Source organism: Methylophaga sp. UBA3613, assembly GCF_002375415.1.
Classification (GTDB): Bacteria; Pseudomonadota; Gammaproteobacteria; order Nitrosococcales; family Methylophagaceae; genus Methylophaga.
Genome location: NZ_DFLS01000008.1, coordinates 129,410 through 144,875, shown reverse-complemented (window position 1 = coordinate 144,875; position 15,466 = coordinate 129,410). Strand labels below are relative to the sequence as shown.

Here is a 15,466-nt window from a genome sequence, read left to right as displayed (position 1 = left end):
AGGCGCTCCTCGTGCCTTGATTGACGTTTTTTCAGCTCACAACAGAGGCGGAGATGAAAGATTAACAAGCCCTAGCCTTCGGCAATTTCCTGCATCAACTGTTGCGCCTGTTGATAAAAAATGGCCATCTGATTTTTATATTGCTCGCTAAATTGTTGATGATGCAGTTGCATTTTATGGTGCAGTTTTCGCAATCTATCGTGAAACGCCCGTTGTTTTTCTAAATTAATATAACTGTCACAGCTGGACAGACAATGCGGGTCGAGTCCGCATTCATAGCGGTTAATGGTTTTTTCATGTTGCATAATTAATTCAACATGTTGATCCAGCTTGGCCGTATGTTCGGGTAAACTTCTTTCCAGTTTGTGCAGAACGGCTATTAATCTCTGAGTATGATGGGTCCAGGAATCTGCATCGGCCAACCAGCGAAGATGATCAGCCCGCCACTGTTCACTTTCTTCTTTGAGTTGTTGCAATTCATCCATTTCACACCTCAATGTGTTGATTGGTACAATCATTTACTGCTTGCTAAAGCTTACTGTCAAGTGAGCATACCCGACCTGATAATTTCCCTGTAAAATGTAGGGTCTGTTGTTTTTTCAAAGTCGCCTCTGTTGTGAATTGAAAAAACGTCATACAAGCCACGAGGAATGCGGTTTGGTTGTTTCAAATAAATGACGAGCAACACCGAATGGCGTTTTTTCAATCACAACCCGAAGGGCTGGGACTATTTTTCCGACCATCTGCGTTGGAAATGATTTATGTAGAATGACTACACCGCATCATTTCCGCCTTGTTGGACGAAAAAAATAGCCTCCAGCAGTGGTGGCTTTGAAAGAACAACAGACCCTAAGGCTTTTAACTCTTTACGGAATATTTCTATGGCTCAAACTGTGGTCTGTGCATTGTATGAATTTGTCACTCTGGATGATTATGCTGCGATTAAACCATCGCTGCTCAAATTCATGCTGGATAATGAAGTGCGTGGCACCTTATTACTGGCACAGGAAGGGATAAATGGCACCGTCGCTGGTTCGCGACAATCTATTGATGCATTGCTGGATTATTTACGCGCCGATCCCAGATTAAAGGATTTAAGTTACAAAGAGTCGTATACCGATACTCCCCCTTTTCTGCGAAGCCGGGTGAAATTAAAACGTGAAATCGTCACCATGGGCATCGAAGGCATTGATCCGAAACAGTCGGTCGGCACCTATATCAAACCCAAAGACTGGAACAAATTAATCAGTGATCCTGAAGTCTTACTGGTCGATACCCGTAATGACTACGAGGTAGAAGTTGGCACTTTCAAAAACGCGGTTAACCCTCACACAGAAAGTTTTCGTGAATTTCCAGAATATGTAAAACAGCATCTGGATCCGCAAAAACATAAAAAAGTTGCGATGTTCTGTACTGGCGGAATTCGCTGTGAAAAATCCACCGCTTATCTAAAAGAACAGGGGTTTGAGGAGGTTTATCATCTGGAAGGAGGCATTCTCAAATATCTGGAAGATGTGCCCGAACAGGAATCGCTGTGGGAAGGTGAATGTTTTGTATTCGATGAACGGGTCACCGTGAATCATAGTCTCGAAAAAGGCGAATATGATCAATGTCACGCCTGTCGGCTACCTATCACCGAAGAAGACAAGCAAAGTGAAAAATATCAGCGCGGTGTGTCCTGTCCACATTGTTTTGATAAAACCACGGATGATCAGAAAGCCCGCTACGCAGAGCGTGAAAAACAGATCCAGCTGGCCTTGCAACGTGGTGAAGCGCATATCGGCATGGAATCCAACGAAGCTGCTGAATTACATCGTCTGGAGAAAATCCGTCGTAAAGAGGAGGATCGACTCGCTGCCATGAAAAAACACCATCGATGAGATTATTCACTGCCCTGCTTTTTTATGTCCTGATCATTCCACTTGGTTTTGCTCAACCTCAAAACGCAGCGATTGCTTCAGCACATCCTTTAGCCACCCAGGCCGGTTTTGAAATTCTGCAACAAGGTGGCAACGCCTTTGATGCCGCCATTGCAGTAAGTGCTGCGCTTGCAGTTGTTGAGCCTGCCGGCTCTGGCCTTGGAGGTGGTGGATTCTGGTTATTACACCGTGAAACCGACCAATTGCAGATTATGCTAGACAGCCGTGAAACAGCCCCCTCCCAGTCACACCGTGATATGTATCTGGATAACAACGGTGAAGTGGTTCGTGATTTATCATTAAATGGACCTCTGGCGGCTGCCATTCCGGGAACCCCCGCTGCATTGGATTATTTAACTGAACATTATGGCAATTTACCATTATCCATCACCCTCGCACCTGCAATTCGTTTTGCCAGAGAAGGTTTTGCTGTCACGCCACGTTATCAACGCTATATGGGATTTAGAAAACAGGCGTTAAATGCCGAAGCTAAAGCGATATTTTTGGATGGCGAAGAAATTCCTGCCTTGGGTTCCATCATTATCCAGCAGGATTTAGCCAACACTTTAGAAGCCATTGCCTTAAAAGGTCGGGATGCTTTTTATCAGGGTGAAATTGCCAAACAGATGGTGGAATCAGTACAAGCCGCTGGCGGTATCTGGACAGAACAGGATCTAGAGAATTATCAACTGAAAATCCGCCAGCCAGTCACGACTCAAATTGCAGGTTATACCATCACCACTGCAGCCTTACCCTCGGCAGGCGGTCAGTTGATAACTTTGATGCTGAATCAATTAAATACACTGAATTACTGGCAGGCTGACCCACAACAAAAGCGTCATTGGTTAATTGAATCCATGCGTCGGGCCTATCGAGAACGCACCGTTCATCTTGGTGACAGTGATTTTATTGATGTTCCGGATTATTTACTGGATCCCGCTTATGCTGCCCAGATAGCTGAGGACATTGATCCCGATAGCGCCAGCAAAAGTGATGAATTAGCTGATGCGTTCAGCAACAAAGGCCAGGACACCACACATTTTTCGATTATTGATCAAGATGGCAACCGGGTATCCGCCACGCTGAGCATCAACTACCCATTTGGTAGTGGCTTTGTGGCTGGAAATACCGGAGTTTTACTCAATGATGAAATGGATGACTTTTCTGCGTTAAGCGGGAGCCCCAATGCCTATGATTTGGTGAGTGAATCCGCCAATGCCATTGAACCGGGCAAGCGTCCACTATCCAGTATGACACCAAGCTTTGTCGAAAATGATCAGCGATTGCTGGTCATTGGCACCCCCGGGGGCAGCAGAATTATTACCATGGTGATGCAGGGCATATTACATTTTATGGAAGGTAAAGATGCTGAAGCAATTGTTGCGGCACCGCGATTACACCATCAATATCTGCCAGACCGAGTGCAAATGGAAACACCCGGTCTGAGCGAGATGGAGCAACAGGATTTAACAGACCGAGGTCATCAACTGGATGTGTTAAACCGTCAATTTGGCAATATGCAGGTCATTGTGGCTAATAAAAAGACCGGCAAACTCAGCGCCGCCAGCGACCCTCGCGGTGAGGGTATGGCAAAGACTGAGCAGATTATCGTTAGAGACTGAACAATTACAGTTTCATCTCAGAGGGCATGATGCCTTTTCTGGATTGAACCAACGCACTGCCTTCCAACACAATCAACGCAATCAACGTCAGTGAAATGGGCACTAATGCAAACCAACCCAGCACTGAGCGTTGAATAAAACGCATGCTTTCATCCGCTTGTGCCATCAATAAAAATGAGCCGATACCAAATATCACCCCCGCCACCAGATAAGCGCCCAATAAATACATACTGCGCTTCCATGCCAGCTTCCAGTGCGCCTGAACAAGTGCTGTCTGATCTTGCGAGTTGTAAGCTTTGTAGGCTATGGAACCAATCATCATCAGCGAGCCCAACAGCGATAATGAGAAAATCAGCCACAGGTTTTCGGTACCAAACAGAATCGCCGGAACCAGGAAATGAAATATCGCCACGTTGAACATTAAGCGCTCATGTGGCTTACTGGCATCATGGTAGATTTCAGACATAAAATGATCCTCTGTTTATAAAGGCCGTTTTGACATGGTGCACCTGATTGACAGTCATTGCCATCTCGACTTTAACGATTTCGACAAAGATCGAACGGACATTCTGCAAAACTGTGCCAGGTCAGGTATCGAAAAAATTGTCATCCCCGGCGTGACGGTGAACAGCTGGCCCAGACAAATCGAGTTATGCAACAGTAATCCGATGCTATCGCTGGCCCTGGGTTGCCACCCGATGTTTATGACTGATCATCCGGAGAATGCAGCACAGCTTCTTGAGCAAGCCGTGAAACAATATCAGCCTATTGCCATTGGTGAAATTGGTTTGGATTTTTATGTAGCAGATGCCGACATCCCCTCTCAACTCATCTTATTTGAAGCACAGATTGATATTGCTGTTCAGTTTGATTTGCCGGTTATCCTGCATGTACGCAAAGCCCATGATGACGTTTTAAAAGTACTTCGCCAGAAAAAATTATCCGGCGGCATCGTGCATGCTTTCAGCGGCAGTGCCCAACAGGCAGAACAATACCGCAAACTTAATTTTTTATTGGGTGTTGGAGGCGCGTTAACCTATCCACGGGCACAGAGACTGCAACGCCTGTTTACTGAATTACCGCTCTCGCAAATCGTGTTGGAAACGGATGCGCCAGATATGCCACTTTGTGGTCATCAGGGAGAACGCAATACTCCTGAAAACATCCCGGTTATCATGGAAAAACTAAGTCAATTACGTGATGAATCAGCGGAGTATATTGCTGAAATCACCACGGCAAATTGTCGACAACTATTCAATATCTGACTAGGGCTTGCTTATCTCTCATCTCCGCCTTTGTTGAGAGCTGAAAGATAAACAAGACCTAATCGTGGTGTTCAGTAATTTCACCTTCGGTAAATAAATAATCACGCAGATGTTGATCCATTTTTTTGTCCTTACGACGAATCCATTCCAAAGCCATCGCAGCATGTTCTTTCTCTTCGTCACGATTATGCTCGAGAATTTTCTTCAACTCAGGATCTTTACAGGCATCAACCCGCTGGTTATACCAGTCGACCGCTTCCAATTCTTCCATAAGCGAAACTATGGCGCGGTGCATATCCTTGGTTTCGTCTGATAATTCGCTAAACGGCTCATGATAACCTTCGTTTGACATATACAATTCCTTAGTATGAATAGAACCCGGATGAAAATAGCATGTCTATTCCGATAGCAACAATAACCTAAATCAATTCAGGACTTTCCATGACGCAAGGCAGCACTGAACGCATACTCCACGCCATTAACTCAGTCATTCTTGGTAAACAGCAACCCGTCAAACTTGCATTAGCATGTCTTCTGGCGCGGGGACATTTATTAATTGAAGATCTGCCAGGTGTTGGCAAAACCACTCTGGCTCATACTCTGGCCACAACGTTGGGACTCCGTTTTCAACGGGTGCAATTTACCAGTGATATGTTACCGGCAGATATTCTTGGGGTATCCATTTATGACCCCGAAAAACATCAGTTCAGTTTTCATCGTGGCCCCATTTTTACTCAACTTCTCTTAGCCGACGAAATTAACCGGGCCTCTCCCCGCACACAAAGTGCGTTACTTGAAGCCATGGAAGAGCAACAGGTTACGATTGAGGGAGACAGCCATCCTCTGGAAGATCCTTTTTTCGTTATCGCGACCCAAAATCCCGCTCATCAGGTTGGTACCTTCCCCCTGCCTGAGTCACAGCTGGATCGTTTTCTGATGCGTATTCAGATTGGCTATCCGGATAAACAAGCTGAACGTGCCTTGCTGACAGGCGAAGACAGACGTCAAATGCTCAGGCAACTGCAAGCTGAAATTACGCCACCCCAATTAATCCAGCTTCAGCAAGCAGCCAGTAAAATTTCATTAAGTGATGCGTTGATTGATTATGTGCAGGCCTTATTGGCCTACACTCGAAATAGTGGTCAATTTTATAATGGTCTGTCCCCACGCGCCGGATTGGGTTTGATTCAGGCCGCTCGGGCCTGGGCCATGATCAACGGACGAGATTTTGTTATTCCAGAAGATGTGCAGGCGATTTTCCCCAGTATTGTGCAGCATCGACTGCAAGCACGTGAACATTTGCAATCTGCAGACTGGGCAGCCGAGATCCTGCAGCAGGTTGCGATTCCCTGATGTTGCGCCAATATTGGCAGCGCTGGCGTCAACAGCAACGCTATCGGGTATTTATTTTGCCCAGCCGCTATGGATTGAGTTATTCGATATTAATCTTGGTGATGTTGCTTGGCGCTATTAACTACAACAACAGTCTCGGTCACTTACTGTGTTTTCTGCTGGTAGGTGTCGGCCATGTAGCCATGCATCACAGTTATCGTAATGTCCGCCAGCTTGATTATCAGCTGGGCCGCGCTGAACCGGTTTTTTGCCAGCAGCCTGTTTTGTTGCCACTGAACCTGACCAATCATAGTCCACGACCTATCCGACAATTAGATATCGCTTATCTGCCATCAATCTCACGTTCAGGTTGGTGGCCGCTAAAACAATTTTCCCGGTATCTTCCTGTGTATAAAGCCCCTCAGCTTGCTGCAGAACAAACCAGCCTGCATCTGATTCCAATACCCACCAATAAAAGAGGCTGGCAGGATTTAGGGCGAATGAGGCTTTCCAGTGTCTACCCTATTGGATTATTGCTGAGCTGGTTTTTTATTGATATCCGACAACGGGTTCTGATTTATCCCAGACCAATGGGCAACAAACCGTTGCCTCCACCTTCTGCTATGGAAGATTCCGGAGCGTTGCAGCATCAACAGGGTCTTGATGATTTTGCCGGTTTTCATCGCTATCGCGTGGGGGATGCCAGACAGCATATTGCCTGGAAAGCCTTGGCTCGAGATGGCATTTTACGAACTAAACAATTTAGCAGTCCTTCCGGACAAAAAATGTTGTTCAACTGGGACGATGTAGCCGATTTACCGGATACTGAAGCGAAATTATCACAACTATGCCAGTGGATTTTGACTGCAGATACCGCTGGTATGCAATACGGTTTAATCCTGCCAAAGCAATCGATAGCGATAGATTCCGGCGACCAGCATCGTCATTTCTGTCTGCGAAGTCTGGCGCTTTATGGCCAATAAACGTTCAGCTGAAATCCCTTCTAAATCGTCCATTCACTGGTTAATGGTGACATTGACGATTATCGCCATTCCGCATTTTTTCTATCAACCACTGTGGGTTGCTGCGATATTTCTGTTGATGATGGGCTGGCGATTAATGAATAGCTGGTATGGATGGCCACTACCGGCGGATAAACGCCTGTTAAAAGTGCTGCATTCCGTCGGCGCGATATTGACAATTGTGCTGGTGCTTTACAGTTATGGGATTACCATCGGCCGTGATGCTGGGGTGGCTTTATTGACCACCATGGCAGCCTTCAAAATGGTTGAAGTTAAAAATCTGCGTGATGTTTATCTGAGTTGCTTCATGGGTTTTTTCCTGGTGATTACCCATTTTTTCTTCAATCAGAGCATTCCAATCGTCATTTTAATGCTGGTCAATGTGATCCTGCTGACCAGCTGTCTGATTACTGCCAATGAATCGGACAGCTCCATTAAACATCGGCTTAAACAATCAACTGTGATGGTTTTACAGGCCATGCCTCTGATGTTGTTATTGTTTGTGCTGTTTCCCAGGATTTCCGGCCCTATCTGGGGCTTGCCAAATGACGCTATGGATATCCCGGATAGTCTGCCCGACAGTATGACCTTAGGCGAAGTACCGCCGCAGAATAGTGCCGTGACCGGCATGGCAGACAATATTACGATCGGCAATATCAGTCAGTTAATTCAATCCGATGCCATAGCTTTTCGGGTGAGGTTCGACAACAATCAGTTTCCTGAGCGCCAGGACTTATATTGGCGTGGTCCAGTGTTGTGGCACACTGATGGCAAGCGCTGGTTGCCATTAACTGACAATCAAAAACGTTATGAAAACGGCACGAAAATTCATGTTGCCGGAGAGCCTTTTTCTTACAGTATGACCCTGGAGCCCCATGACAGGCGCTGGTTATTTGCTCTGGATTTCCCCACGGACTATCCGCAAACCATGCGGACTCGTCTCAGTGTGGATGGAGAGTTAAATAGCAGTGACGCAATCAAACAGCGCACTCAATATCAGTTAAGTTCTCATACTGAATATTTATTTAACCCGCAAAATGATCCCTATCTGCAATATGGATTAAATTTGCCAGAAGATCGTCACCCAAGAAGTCTGCAGCTGGCACGTAGTCTTTTAGAAAAAAGTCCAACAGATCAATCCTATATTGAAGCTGTACTAAATTATTATCGTCAGCAGGATTTCAGTTATAGCCTGACTCCACCAGCATTACGCGGTGATACCATTGATCAGTTTCTTTTTGAGAGTCGTGAGGGCTTTTGTGAGCACTATGCCGCCAGTTTTACCGTGTTAATGCGCGCCGCAGGTATTCCAGCACGCATTGTGACGGGTTATCAAGGCGGAGAAATCAATCCGGTAGATCAGGTGCTTACGGTACGTCAGCGCGATGCCCATGCCTGGACAGAAGTCTGGCTACCACAACAGGGATGGATCAGAATTGATCCAACAGCTGCCGTCTCCAGTGAGCGTGTCGACTTTGGGATCCGGGATTTATTGCCGGCTGAACGTCGTTCTCCTGCAGCAATAGCCAAAAATGATCGCTTGGTAGAACTGTGGCAATCAGCAAAGAATAACTGGGATGCTTTGAATAGTGCCTGGGAAATGTGGGTCGTCAGTTATGGTCCGGATCGACAACTGCAGTTGCTGGAAAAGCTCGGCATGCATCAGCCGGACTGGGAAAAAATGATTCGCTGGCTGGCCATCGGCATTGTGCTGATATTTGGCTGGATTGCCTGGACAACATTGAAATTAAAAAACCTACCTCAGGATCGAGTCCAGCGTTTTTATCAGAAATTCTGTTTTAAACTTGCGAGGCATGGTGTTGTGCGTCAGCCCCATGAAGGTCCGGAAGATTTTTCCCGTCGCGCTCAACTGGCGCTTCCACATCATCAGCAACAAATTGCCATGATCAGTTACTGTTATATGCATCTGCGTTATCGTGGAGAAGCTCTGGAAGATGATTTTATCGAGTCAGTCAAAAATTTCCGCCCACACCGATAGATGGCTTTTTCCACCTGCAAATTGCATCCCGATAGTTGCATATAGCTCAAGCGCTTTTGCCATTAGCTTACCGTTATCGGAAAATAGTGAACCTTAGGTAATGTTTAGAGGGAAACGGATGGCGCATAGCAATCCATTATTTGAACGCACCCATATCCTGCTGGGTGACACCGGCTTAGAGCGTCTTCAAAACAGTCATGTTTTTCTGGCGGGTATGGGCGGTGTCGGTTCATTTACCGCAGAAGCGCTGGCGCGGATGGGCGTGGGTAAAATGACACTGGTGGATCATGATGTGGTTTCGGCGTCCAATCTGAATCGTCAGCTGGTGGCACTGAACTCTACTGTCGGTAAATTGAAAGTTGAAGTGATGGCAGAGCGTATTGCAGATATTAATCCACAATGCGAACTCAACCTTGTTACTGAATTCTTAACGCCGGAAACGATTCCTGACACCCTCAATCAAGGCTTTGACGTGATCATTGATGCCATTGATAGCATGAGCAGCAAAACAGCTCTGCTGGAAACCGCATGGCGTAATGAGTTACCGGTATTCTCCAGCATGGGGGCTGGCGGCAAACTTGATCCCACTCAAGTGCGTACCGGTGATTTAATGAATACGTCCATTTGCAAACTCGCCAAACAATTACGTTCACATTTACGTAAACGCGGTGTAGGCAAAGGAATCCAAACTGTTTATTCCCTGGAATATCCTTTACCACCACTACCTCCAGAGGCAGTCAGTCGTGGTCGGGCACGAGCCGTTAACGGCACGGTGAGTTATATGCCTTCTATATTCGGCTTAACCCTGGCAGGGCTGGTCATTAATCATATTATTGGTGAAGCAAGACGTGTCTGATCCGCAAAACGTAGTGAACTGCACAGCGTTTTATCAACAACACCTGCAAAAACTGCTGAAACCTTACGGCATTGAAATCAGACAGGTTGAAGAAAATGAAACTATTCCCGGCAGTTTTTTTGGCGAACGTGAAGCCGGTCTGCTAGGCAATCAATTATTGTTACGTCTTGATACGCCTGTTCACTCTGCCTTACATGAAGCTGGCCACTATATCTGTATGGATAATCAACGTCGCATAATGTTAGATACCGATGCTGCTGGGGATTATGATGAAGAAAATGGCGTATGTTATCTGCAGATCCTGCTCAGTGATTTTCTGCCTGAAATGGGTAAACAGCGAATGATGCTGGATATGGACAGCTGGGGCTACAGTTTCCGCCTCGGCAGTGCCGAAGCCTGGTTTGAAGAAGATGCGGAAGATGCCCAGCAATGGTTAATCAAGCATCAGATAATTGATGAAAAAAATCAGCCTACCTGGCAACTCAGAGTCTGAACCTTTTATTGCAGTGCCCGGCAGAGGTGCTTATAATGCCAACTGTCTTAGGGGAGTAGTCTACCTATCTTAAGGCCTGTTTATTTCCCATCAACGATGAGAAACAAACAAGCCTTAGTGCGTGAATCTGTCAACATACTTGTGTCCTCAAGACACATGGCAAATTCGTGTCATTCTGACGAGTGGCATTGGCAAGACCTGAGGCAAATAACAGCTCCATAGGCGGGTAGCTGCTATTTGCCTTTGGTTTTTTATCCCGCCTGAGTAACTAAATCATGGAAGCTTTTCTAGTTTCAACCTCTACCGTCGCATTGGCGGAGATCGGCGATAAAACCCAACTTCTTTCGTTATTTCTTGCAGCCCGTTTCCGTAAACCCATTCCTATTATTTTCGGTATTTTAGTCGCAACCCTGCTTAACCATGGTCTTTCAGCCTGGCTGGGGGTATGGCTCACCGAGTTTATCTCTCCGCAAACAGGCCGATTACTTGTTGGTATCAGTTTTATTGCCGTCGCCTTATGGATATTAATTCCCGATAAAGAAGAAGATGCCGCTTCAAATATCAATCGTTACGGAGCTTTTATTGCGACTGTGGTGTTATTTTTTCTGGCTGAAATCGGTGACAAAACTCAAATCGCAACGGTCATTCTGGCAGCACAATATCAGCAATTCATGCTGGTAACCCTCGGTACCACTATTGGCATGATGTTGGCCAACGTCCCAATCGTTATTTTCGGACATCGCTTGATGCAGAAACTACCGTTGAATGCTGCACGTTATGCAGCGTCAATTGTATTTATGACGCTGGGGATAATGACATTGTTGCTTTGACAGTTGCAGTGATTACTTCATAAAGTAGAGACTTTTAACAGCATCTATGGAGCATCCATGAGCCAGACTATCAGCTCTCCGGTCACTGAGTTATTAGCAAACAACGCCATTCCTTTTGATGTGATTGAAATTCCGCTCAGTGAGGATAAAAAACCTATCCGCAATCTGGAAGAATTACTTAGCGGTCAGGGTCGAGATCCCAACTCTGTGGTGCGCAGTCTGTTATTTAAAACTGGTTCGGGTCAGTTTTGCCTGCTGGCAGTAGCCGGTGGTGGACGTGCAGATTGGGCGGCGCTTCGCAAACAGCTTGGCGAGAAAAAACTGCGCATGGCCGAGTTTAATGAAGTCTCAGAAGCAACAGGATATGTCGTTGGCGCCGTGCCTCCCATTGCATTGCCTGAAACAGTTACTGTGTTGGCCGATAACAGCGCATTTCAATTTGAACAGGTGATTATCGGCAGTGGCGTATTAGGCTATGCGCTTGCAGTAAGCGCCAAAGACTTACAAAAAATCATGTCGACCGTACCTGTCAGTGAATTTGTAAAAACCGAGTAAAGTTTCATCAGCTGGCGAGCATATCGCCAGCTTTTTCTTCCACTTAATCCAATAATTGCAGCGTTCGAGCCCTATATATCAGCATTTGATAATTTAGATTTATATAATTTAGAAAATACTGATATACTTGCCTTATATTTTTTACAAGGACATTCCATGAGCACGAATCCCCTGTCTTTTCCTGAAATGCACGAGATGCAAACTCATGCCAAAGCAGCGGCGGATTTACTGAAGCAAATGAGTAATGAACACCGTTTAATGATTTTATGCGCTTTGGGAAATCAGGAACTGGCTGTCAGTGAAATCAATCAGCTGGTGCCACTCAGTCAATCGGCATTATCGCAACACCTTGCCAGCCTGCGTCACGCTGAATTAGTCAAAACACGCAAAGATTCACAAACTGTTTACTACCGGCTTAATGGCGATGCCGCGTTACGCATCATCGCCGTGTTGCAATCGCTTTACTGTCCTGAATATCAAACTGCTTCATGTGGAGAAAAATCATGAGTTATTCCATCGAAAAACCAGCGAATGTGTTTATCAAAAATACACCCAAAGATTGCTTTATTGTTGATGTCAGAACAGCGGCCGAGGTTAAAGCGAAATCTTTGCCGGGTGCCATTCATTTGCCATTACAAAACCTCACCGTTGAAGCATTACAACAGGCAATTAACCAACAAACAGTAACACCTGACAAGATATTACTGTTATGTCACTCAGGTCGCCGAGCAGAAACGGCCGCCAAACAATTAGATGGCCAGGTTTCCCAATCACTAGTGGTTATTGAGGGCGGCATCCAGGCGGTTGAAAAGCTCAATGGTGACTGGGTGGTCACGCAAGGTAGTTCAGTATCGATAGAACGTCAGGTACGTATCGCTGCAGGTGGTTTGGTGTTAGGCGGTGTAATTCTGGGATTTGTTGTACATTCAGCCTGGTTTGCGCTGTCGGGGTTTGTCGGCGCAGGACTCATGTTTTCAGGGATCACCGATAGCTGTGCAATGGGCCTGATCCTCGCAAAAATGCCATGGAATAAATAATCTAGATGTTGCTGTTAATTGGCATTGTAATTGGCCTGCTGCTTGGCCTTACCGGAGCCGGTGGCTCGGTGTTTGCAGTTCCCTTATTGATATTGCTGGGTGACGTTTCAATTCATCAAGCGGTGACATTATCATTAGCCGCCGTCGCCACGATTACGTTGTATGGCAGTTTCCGAAATTTGGGCAATCAAACCATTTTATGGAAACCTGCAGCTTTATTAGCCGGAAGCGGAATGTTGGGTGCGCCGATAGGGCAGATATTCGCCTCAATATTAAGTGAGGTGCTACTGGTGGCAGGATTTAGCTTATTGGCAGTCATAATCGCTGTTCGCATGTGGTTAACAGCCACAACGATGCCGGAAGCCAGCAAAGTGGTGCGAAGCAGTCATTTATCGCTGGATAATGCAAAGGGTGTTCTGTGTAAATTCAGTCCCGACGGTAAATTTCAGCTGCGTCCAAGATGCATGGGTGGTTTATTGCTGGGTGGATTTTTGGTCGGCATATTATCCGGCTTATTCGGCGTGGGTGGAGGCTTTTTGATCATTCCCCTACTGCTGTTACTGAGTCAGGTCAGCATGGTACAGGCAGTCAGTACGTCTTTAGTGGTTATCACGCTGGTTAGCAGTATCGGCTTTATTTCACATCTCACATTCGGTGAAATCAATTATTTACCTTTTAAGTCACTGGCCTGGCTCATTGCTGGAGGATTGACAGGTATGTATGCAGGACAACTGATCAGTCACAGAATTGCGAATGCGCATCTGCAGAAAATCTTTTCTATTGGTCTTTTACTGGTGGCAGTAACACTGTTTTATGTGCAAACAACATAGGAGCATTCATCAACATGTTATTCAGACAACTTTTTGAAAAAAACTCATCTACATACACTTATTTGATTGCAGATAAACTTTCCAAACAAGCGGTATTAATTGATCCGGTGATAGATGAAACAGATGGTTATATTCGTTTATTAAATGAACTTGGTTTAACACTGAAAGTGGCAATGGATACCCATACCCATGCTGATCACATTACGGCTCTTGGCAAACTGCGGGAACTCACAGGTTGTGAAACCTATATGGGACAACAGGCAAATTCTTCCTGTGCCAATGATAGTTTCAATGATGGCAGTAAAATTGTGGTCGGTAAAATCACGCTCACTGCCCTACACACTCCCGGGCATACTGACGATTCTTACAGCTTTCTGTTGGAACATGACGGACAGAAGTATCTGTTTACCGGTGATACATTATTGATTCGTGGCACCGGACGAACAGATTTTCAAAATGGCAGTGCAACAGATCAATACCGTAGTCTGTTCGATAAATTATTGAAATTCCCAGAGGATACCTGGGTCTATCCGGCGCATGATTATAAAGGCTGGATGGTCAGTACCATTGGTGAAGAACGCGAGCATAATCCTCGCCTGCAAGTGAAGGATGTTATTGAATATAAAAATATTATGGACAACCTGAACTTGCCCAATCCTAAAATGATGGATGTAGCAGTACCGGCTAATCGCGCTTGCGGTAATCTAGTTTAAGCCGATTGAATGCAGTTACGCCCTTTGTGCTTGGCCTGATAAAGCTGTTTATCTGCCCTGCTGATTAATTCATTATGCTCATCATCATGCGATGGAATCATCGTACTGACTCCCAGGCTGATGGTGAGTAATTGACTCACTTTCGACTGTTCATGTGGTATTTGTTTTTTAAATAAAGCCTGACGACAACGCTCCGCTATCGACCACGCGGCATTTTCATCTGCTTCAGGTAATAGCATGATAAATTCTTCACCGCCAAATCGCCCGAAGAAATCACGCGAGCGTGCTTTGACGTTATTAAGTGTTTCAGCTACCTGTTTTAAACAGTCATCGCCCTGTAAATGCCCGTAAAAATCGTTATATTCCTTGAAAAAATCGATATCAATAATAATCAGTGACAATGGCTGTTTATTTTGCCGGGCTTTAAGCCATTCCGTTTCGATAACGGAATCAAACATCCGGCGGTTGGCCACACCGGTCAGGCCATCTTTGAAGGAAAGCTCTTCCAGTTCCTTTTGCAGCTTTATCAGTTCCTGCTCGGTCTTTTTGCGCTCGCTGATATCAAACATAAAACCGATTAATGATTCGACCTCACCATTTTCCTTTCGCACTACATGCACCACATCGCGGATCCAGACATAGTTACCATCTTTTGTCAGTGCGCGATAATCCGCTTCATGATCGATTCCTGACTTGGATTGGGAAACGCAGTAATCCACCACCCATTGCCGTTCATCTTCATGCATCCGAGCAGCCCAATCTTCAACAGACTTCCAGCTTGATGGCTCCCAACCTAACAGAGCCTCAATTTGCGGGCCAATGTAAGTGAATTGCATAGAAGCCCAGTCTAATTTCCACGGAATAGCTTTAGTGGATTCCAGCAGGGTTTTATAGACATCATTTTCCGTGGGTACATTATTGATCAGGTCGGTCATGGCTCTACTCGTAAAAACAGTTAGCGCAGGGTAATTATTACCACAATTTAAACAAGGT

The 15,466-nt window shown here is 45.6% G+C and carries 18 protein-coding genes; 14 read left to right on the top strand and 4 right to left on the bottom strand.

What is annotated here, in order from left to right; genetic code table 11:
• Nucleotides 1–71: 71 nt before the first annotated feature.
• The gene (locus B3S93_RS10530) at nucleotides 72–518 is read right to left on the bottom strand and encodes a hypothetical protein (RefSeq protein ID WP_292738210.1); all 447 of its coding nucleotides are present in this window, start codon (nucleotides 516–518) and stop codon (nucleotides 72–74) included.
• Between the two features lie 363 nt (nucleotides 519–881).
• Here B3S93_RS10530 and B3S93_RS10525 point away from each other — a divergent pair, with 363 nt between their 5' ends.
• Both B3S93_RS10525 and ggt read left to right on the top strand, forming a co-directional pair.
• A complete protein-coding gene (locus tag B3S93_RS10525) occupies nucleotides 882–1,880 on the top strand; it encodes a rhodanese-related sulfurtransferase (RefSeq protein WP_292748769.1) in 999 nt (332 codons plus the stop codon).
• Nucleotides 1,877–3,541: a gamma-glutamyltransferase gene (gene ggt, locus B3S93_RS10520; RefSeq protein WP_292748765.1), complete on the top strand. Its 1,665-nt coding sequence runs from the start codon at nucleotides 1,877–1,879 to the stop codon at nucleotides 3,539–3,541. The genes B3S93_RS10525 and ggt overlap by 4 nt, the downstream gene beginning before the upstream one ends.
• Before the next feature lie 4 nt (nucleotides 3,542–3,545).
• On the opposite strand, the gene B3S93_RS10515 is transcribed toward ggt, so the two are convergent.
• On the bottom strand, nucleotides 3,546–4,007 hold the full coding sequence (locus B3S93_RS10515) for a hypothetical protein (RefSeq protein WP_292401943.1): 462 nt from the start codon (nucleotides 4,005–4,007) through the stop codon (nucleotides 3,546–3,548).
• A gap of 34 nt (nucleotides 4,008–4,041) precedes the next feature.
• Here B3S93_RS10515 and B3S93_RS10510 point away from each other — a divergent pair, with 34 nt between their 5' ends.
• A complete protein-coding gene (locus tag B3S93_RS10510; protein WP_292401938.1) occupies nucleotides 4,042–4,806 on the top strand; it encodes a TatD family hydrolase in 765 nt (254 codons plus the stop codon).
• 58 nt (nucleotides 4,807–4,864) lie between these two features.
• Here the strand turns inward: B3S93_RS10510 and B3S93_RS10505 are convergent, their stop codons facing one another.
• Complete coding sequence (locus B3S93_RS10505) at nucleotides 4,865–5,158, bottom strand: ferritin-like domain-containing protein (protein WP_292358123.1); 294 nt, start codon at nucleotides 5,156–5,158, stop codon at nucleotides 4,865–4,867.
• Nucleotides 5,159–5,247: 89 nt separating this feature from the next.
• Here B3S93_RS10505 and B3S93_RS10500 point away from each other — a divergent pair, with 89 nt between their 5' ends.
• The 11 genes from B3S93_RS10500 to B3S93_RS10450 all read left to right on the top strand — a co-directional run bounded on the left by B3S93_RS10500 (nucleotide 5,248) and on the right by B3S93_RS10450 (nucleotide 14,473).
• On the top strand, nucleotides 5,248–6,159 hold the full coding sequence (locus B3S93_RS10500) for an AAA family ATPase (RefSeq protein ID WP_292401935.1): 912 nt from the start codon (nucleotides 5,248–5,250) through the stop codon (nucleotides 6,157–6,159).
• Nucleotides 6,159–7,121: a DUF58 domain-containing protein gene (locus B3S93_RS10495; RefSeq protein ID WP_292401933.1), complete on the top strand. Its 963-nt coding sequence runs from the start codon at nucleotides 6,159–6,161 to the stop codon at nucleotides 7,119–7,121. The genes B3S93_RS10500 and B3S93_RS10495 overlap by 1 nt, the downstream gene beginning before the upstream one ends.
• Nucleotides 7,111–9,159, top strand: coding sequence for a transglutaminase TgpA family protein (locus B3S93_RS10490; protein ID WP_292401930.1), 2,049 nt, complete (start codon nucleotides 7,111–7,113; stop codon nucleotides 9,157–9,159). The genes B3S93_RS10495 and B3S93_RS10490 overlap by 11 nt, the downstream gene beginning before the upstream one ends.
• A 118-nt stretch (nucleotides 9,160–9,277) precedes the next feature.
• On the top strand, nucleotides 9,278–10,015 hold the full coding sequence (locus tag B3S93_RS10485) for a tRNA threonylcarbamoyladenosine dehydratase (protein ID WP_292401927.1): 738 nt from the start codon (nucleotides 9,278–9,280) through the stop codon (nucleotides 10,013–10,015).
• Nucleotides 10,008–10,508 carry a hypothetical protein gene (locus B3S93_RS10480; RefSeq protein WP_292358114.1) on the top strand — a complete coding sequence of 167 codons (501 nt, stop codon included), beginning with the start codon at nucleotides 10,008–10,010 and terminating at the stop codon, nucleotides 10,506–10,508. Before B3S93_RS10485 ends, B3S93_RS10480 begins: the two co-directional genes overlap by 8 nt.
• Nucleotides 10,509–10,783: 275 nt before the next feature.
• Entirely contained in the window at nucleotides 10,784–11,338 is a 555-nt protein-coding gene (locus B3S93_RS10475; protein WP_292401924.1) for a TMEM165/GDT1 family protein, read from the top strand.
• 57 nt (nucleotides 11,339–11,395) lie between these two features.
• A complete protein-coding gene (locus B3S93_RS10470) occupies nucleotides 11,396–11,893 on the top strand; it encodes an aminoacyl-tRNA deacylase (RefSeq protein WP_292358110.1) in 498 nt (165 codons plus the stop codon).
• A gap of 156 nt (nucleotides 11,894–12,049) precedes the next feature.
• Nucleotides 12,050–12,400: an ArsR/SmtB family transcription factor gene (locus tag B3S93_RS10465; RefSeq protein ID WP_292358109.1), complete on the top strand. Its 351-nt coding sequence runs from the start codon at nucleotides 12,050–12,052 to the stop codon at nucleotides 12,398–12,400.
• A complete protein-coding gene (locus tag B3S93_RS10460) occupies nucleotides 12,397–12,930 on the top strand; it encodes a rhodanese-like domain-containing protein (protein ID WP_292401921.1) in 534 nt (177 codons plus the stop codon). Before B3S93_RS10465 ends, B3S93_RS10460 begins: the two co-directional genes overlap by 4 nt.
• 5 nt (nucleotides 12,931–12,935) lie before the next feature.
• On the top strand, nucleotides 12,936–13,760 hold the full coding sequence (locus B3S93_RS10455) for a sulfite exporter TauE/SafE family protein (protein WP_292401918.1): 825 nt from the start codon (nucleotides 12,936–12,938) through the stop codon (nucleotides 13,758–13,760).
• Between the two features lie 14 nt (nucleotides 13,761–13,774).
• Entirely contained in the window at nucleotides 13,775–14,473 is a 699-nt protein-coding gene (locus B3S93_RS10450; RefSeq protein WP_292401915.1) for an MBL fold metallo-hydrolase, read from the top strand.
• Here the strand turns inward: B3S93_RS10450 and B3S93_RS10445 are convergent.
• Nucleotides 14,470–15,408, bottom strand: coding sequence for a GGDEF domain-containing protein (locus B3S93_RS10445; RefSeq protein WP_292401912.1), 939 nt, complete (start codon nucleotides 15,406–15,408; stop codon nucleotides 14,470–14,472). The two genes, B3S93_RS10450 and B3S93_RS10445, sit on opposite strands and share 4 nt — an antisense overlap.
• Nucleotides 15,409–15,466: the final 58 nt, after the last annotated feature.

Coding starts and splice junctions, on each gene's coding strand:
- B3S93_RS10530 (WP_292738210.1), bottom strand. CDS start 518: ATGATTGTACCAATCAACACATTGAGGTGTGAAATGGATGAATTGCAA.
- B3S93_RS10525 (WP_292748769.1), top strand. CDS start 882: ATGGCTCAAACTGTGGTCTGTGCATTGTATGAATTTGTCACTCTGGAT.
- ggt (WP_292748765.1), top strand. CDS start 1,877: ATGAGATTATTCACTGCCCTGCTTTTTTATGTCCTGATCATTCCACTT.
- B3S93_RS10515 (WP_292401943.1), bottom strand. CDS start 4,007: ATGTCTGAAATCTACCATGATGCCAGTAAGCCACATGAGCGCTTAATG.
- B3S93_RS10510 (WP_292401938.1), top strand. CDS start 4,042: ATGGTGCACCTGATTGACAGTCATTGCCATCTCGACTTTAACGATTTC.
- B3S93_RS10505 (WP_292358123.1), bottom strand. CDS start 5,158: ATGTCAAACGAAGGTTATCATGAGCCGTTTAGCGAATTATCAGACGAA.
- B3S93_RS10500 (WP_292401935.1), top strand. CDS start 5,248: ATGACGCAAGGCAGCACTGAACGCATACTCCACGCCATTAACTCAGTC.
- B3S93_RS10495 (WP_292401933.1), top strand. CDS start 6,159: ATGTTGCGCCAATATTGGCAGCGCTGGCGTCAACAGCAACGCTATCGG.
- B3S93_RS10490 (WP_292401930.1), top strand. CDS start 7,111: ATGGCCAATAAACGTTCAGCTGAAATCCCTTCTAAATCGTCCATTCAC.
- B3S93_RS10485 (WP_292401927.1), top strand. CDS start 9,278: ATGGCGCATAGCAATCCATTATTTGAACGCACCCATATCCTGCTGGGT.
- B3S93_RS10475 (WP_292401924.1), top strand. CDS start 10,784: ATGGAAGCTTTTCTAGTTTCAACCTCTACCGTCGCATTGGCGGAGATC.
- B3S93_RS10470 (WP_292358110.1), top strand. CDS start 11,396: ATGAGCCAGACTATCAGCTCTCCGGTCACTGAGTTATTAGCAAACAAC.
- B3S93_RS10465 (WP_292358109.1), top strand. CDS start 12,050: ATGAGCACGAATCCCCTGTCTTTTCCTGAAATGCACGAGATGCAAACT.
- B3S93_RS10460 (WP_292401921.1), top strand. CDS start 12,397: ATGAGTTATTCCATCGAAAAACCAGCGAATGTGTTTATCAAAAATACA.
- B3S93_RS10455 (WP_292401918.1), top strand. CDS start 12,936: ATGTTGCTGTTAATTGGCATTGTAATTGGCCTGCTGCTTGGCCTTACC.
- B3S93_RS10450 (WP_292401915.1), top strand. CDS start 13,775: ATGTTATTCAGACAACTTTTTGAAAAAAACTCATCTACATACACTTAT.
- B3S93_RS10445 (WP_292401912.1), bottom strand. CDS start 15,408: ATGACCGACCTGATCAATAATGTACCCACGGAAAATGATGTCTATAAA.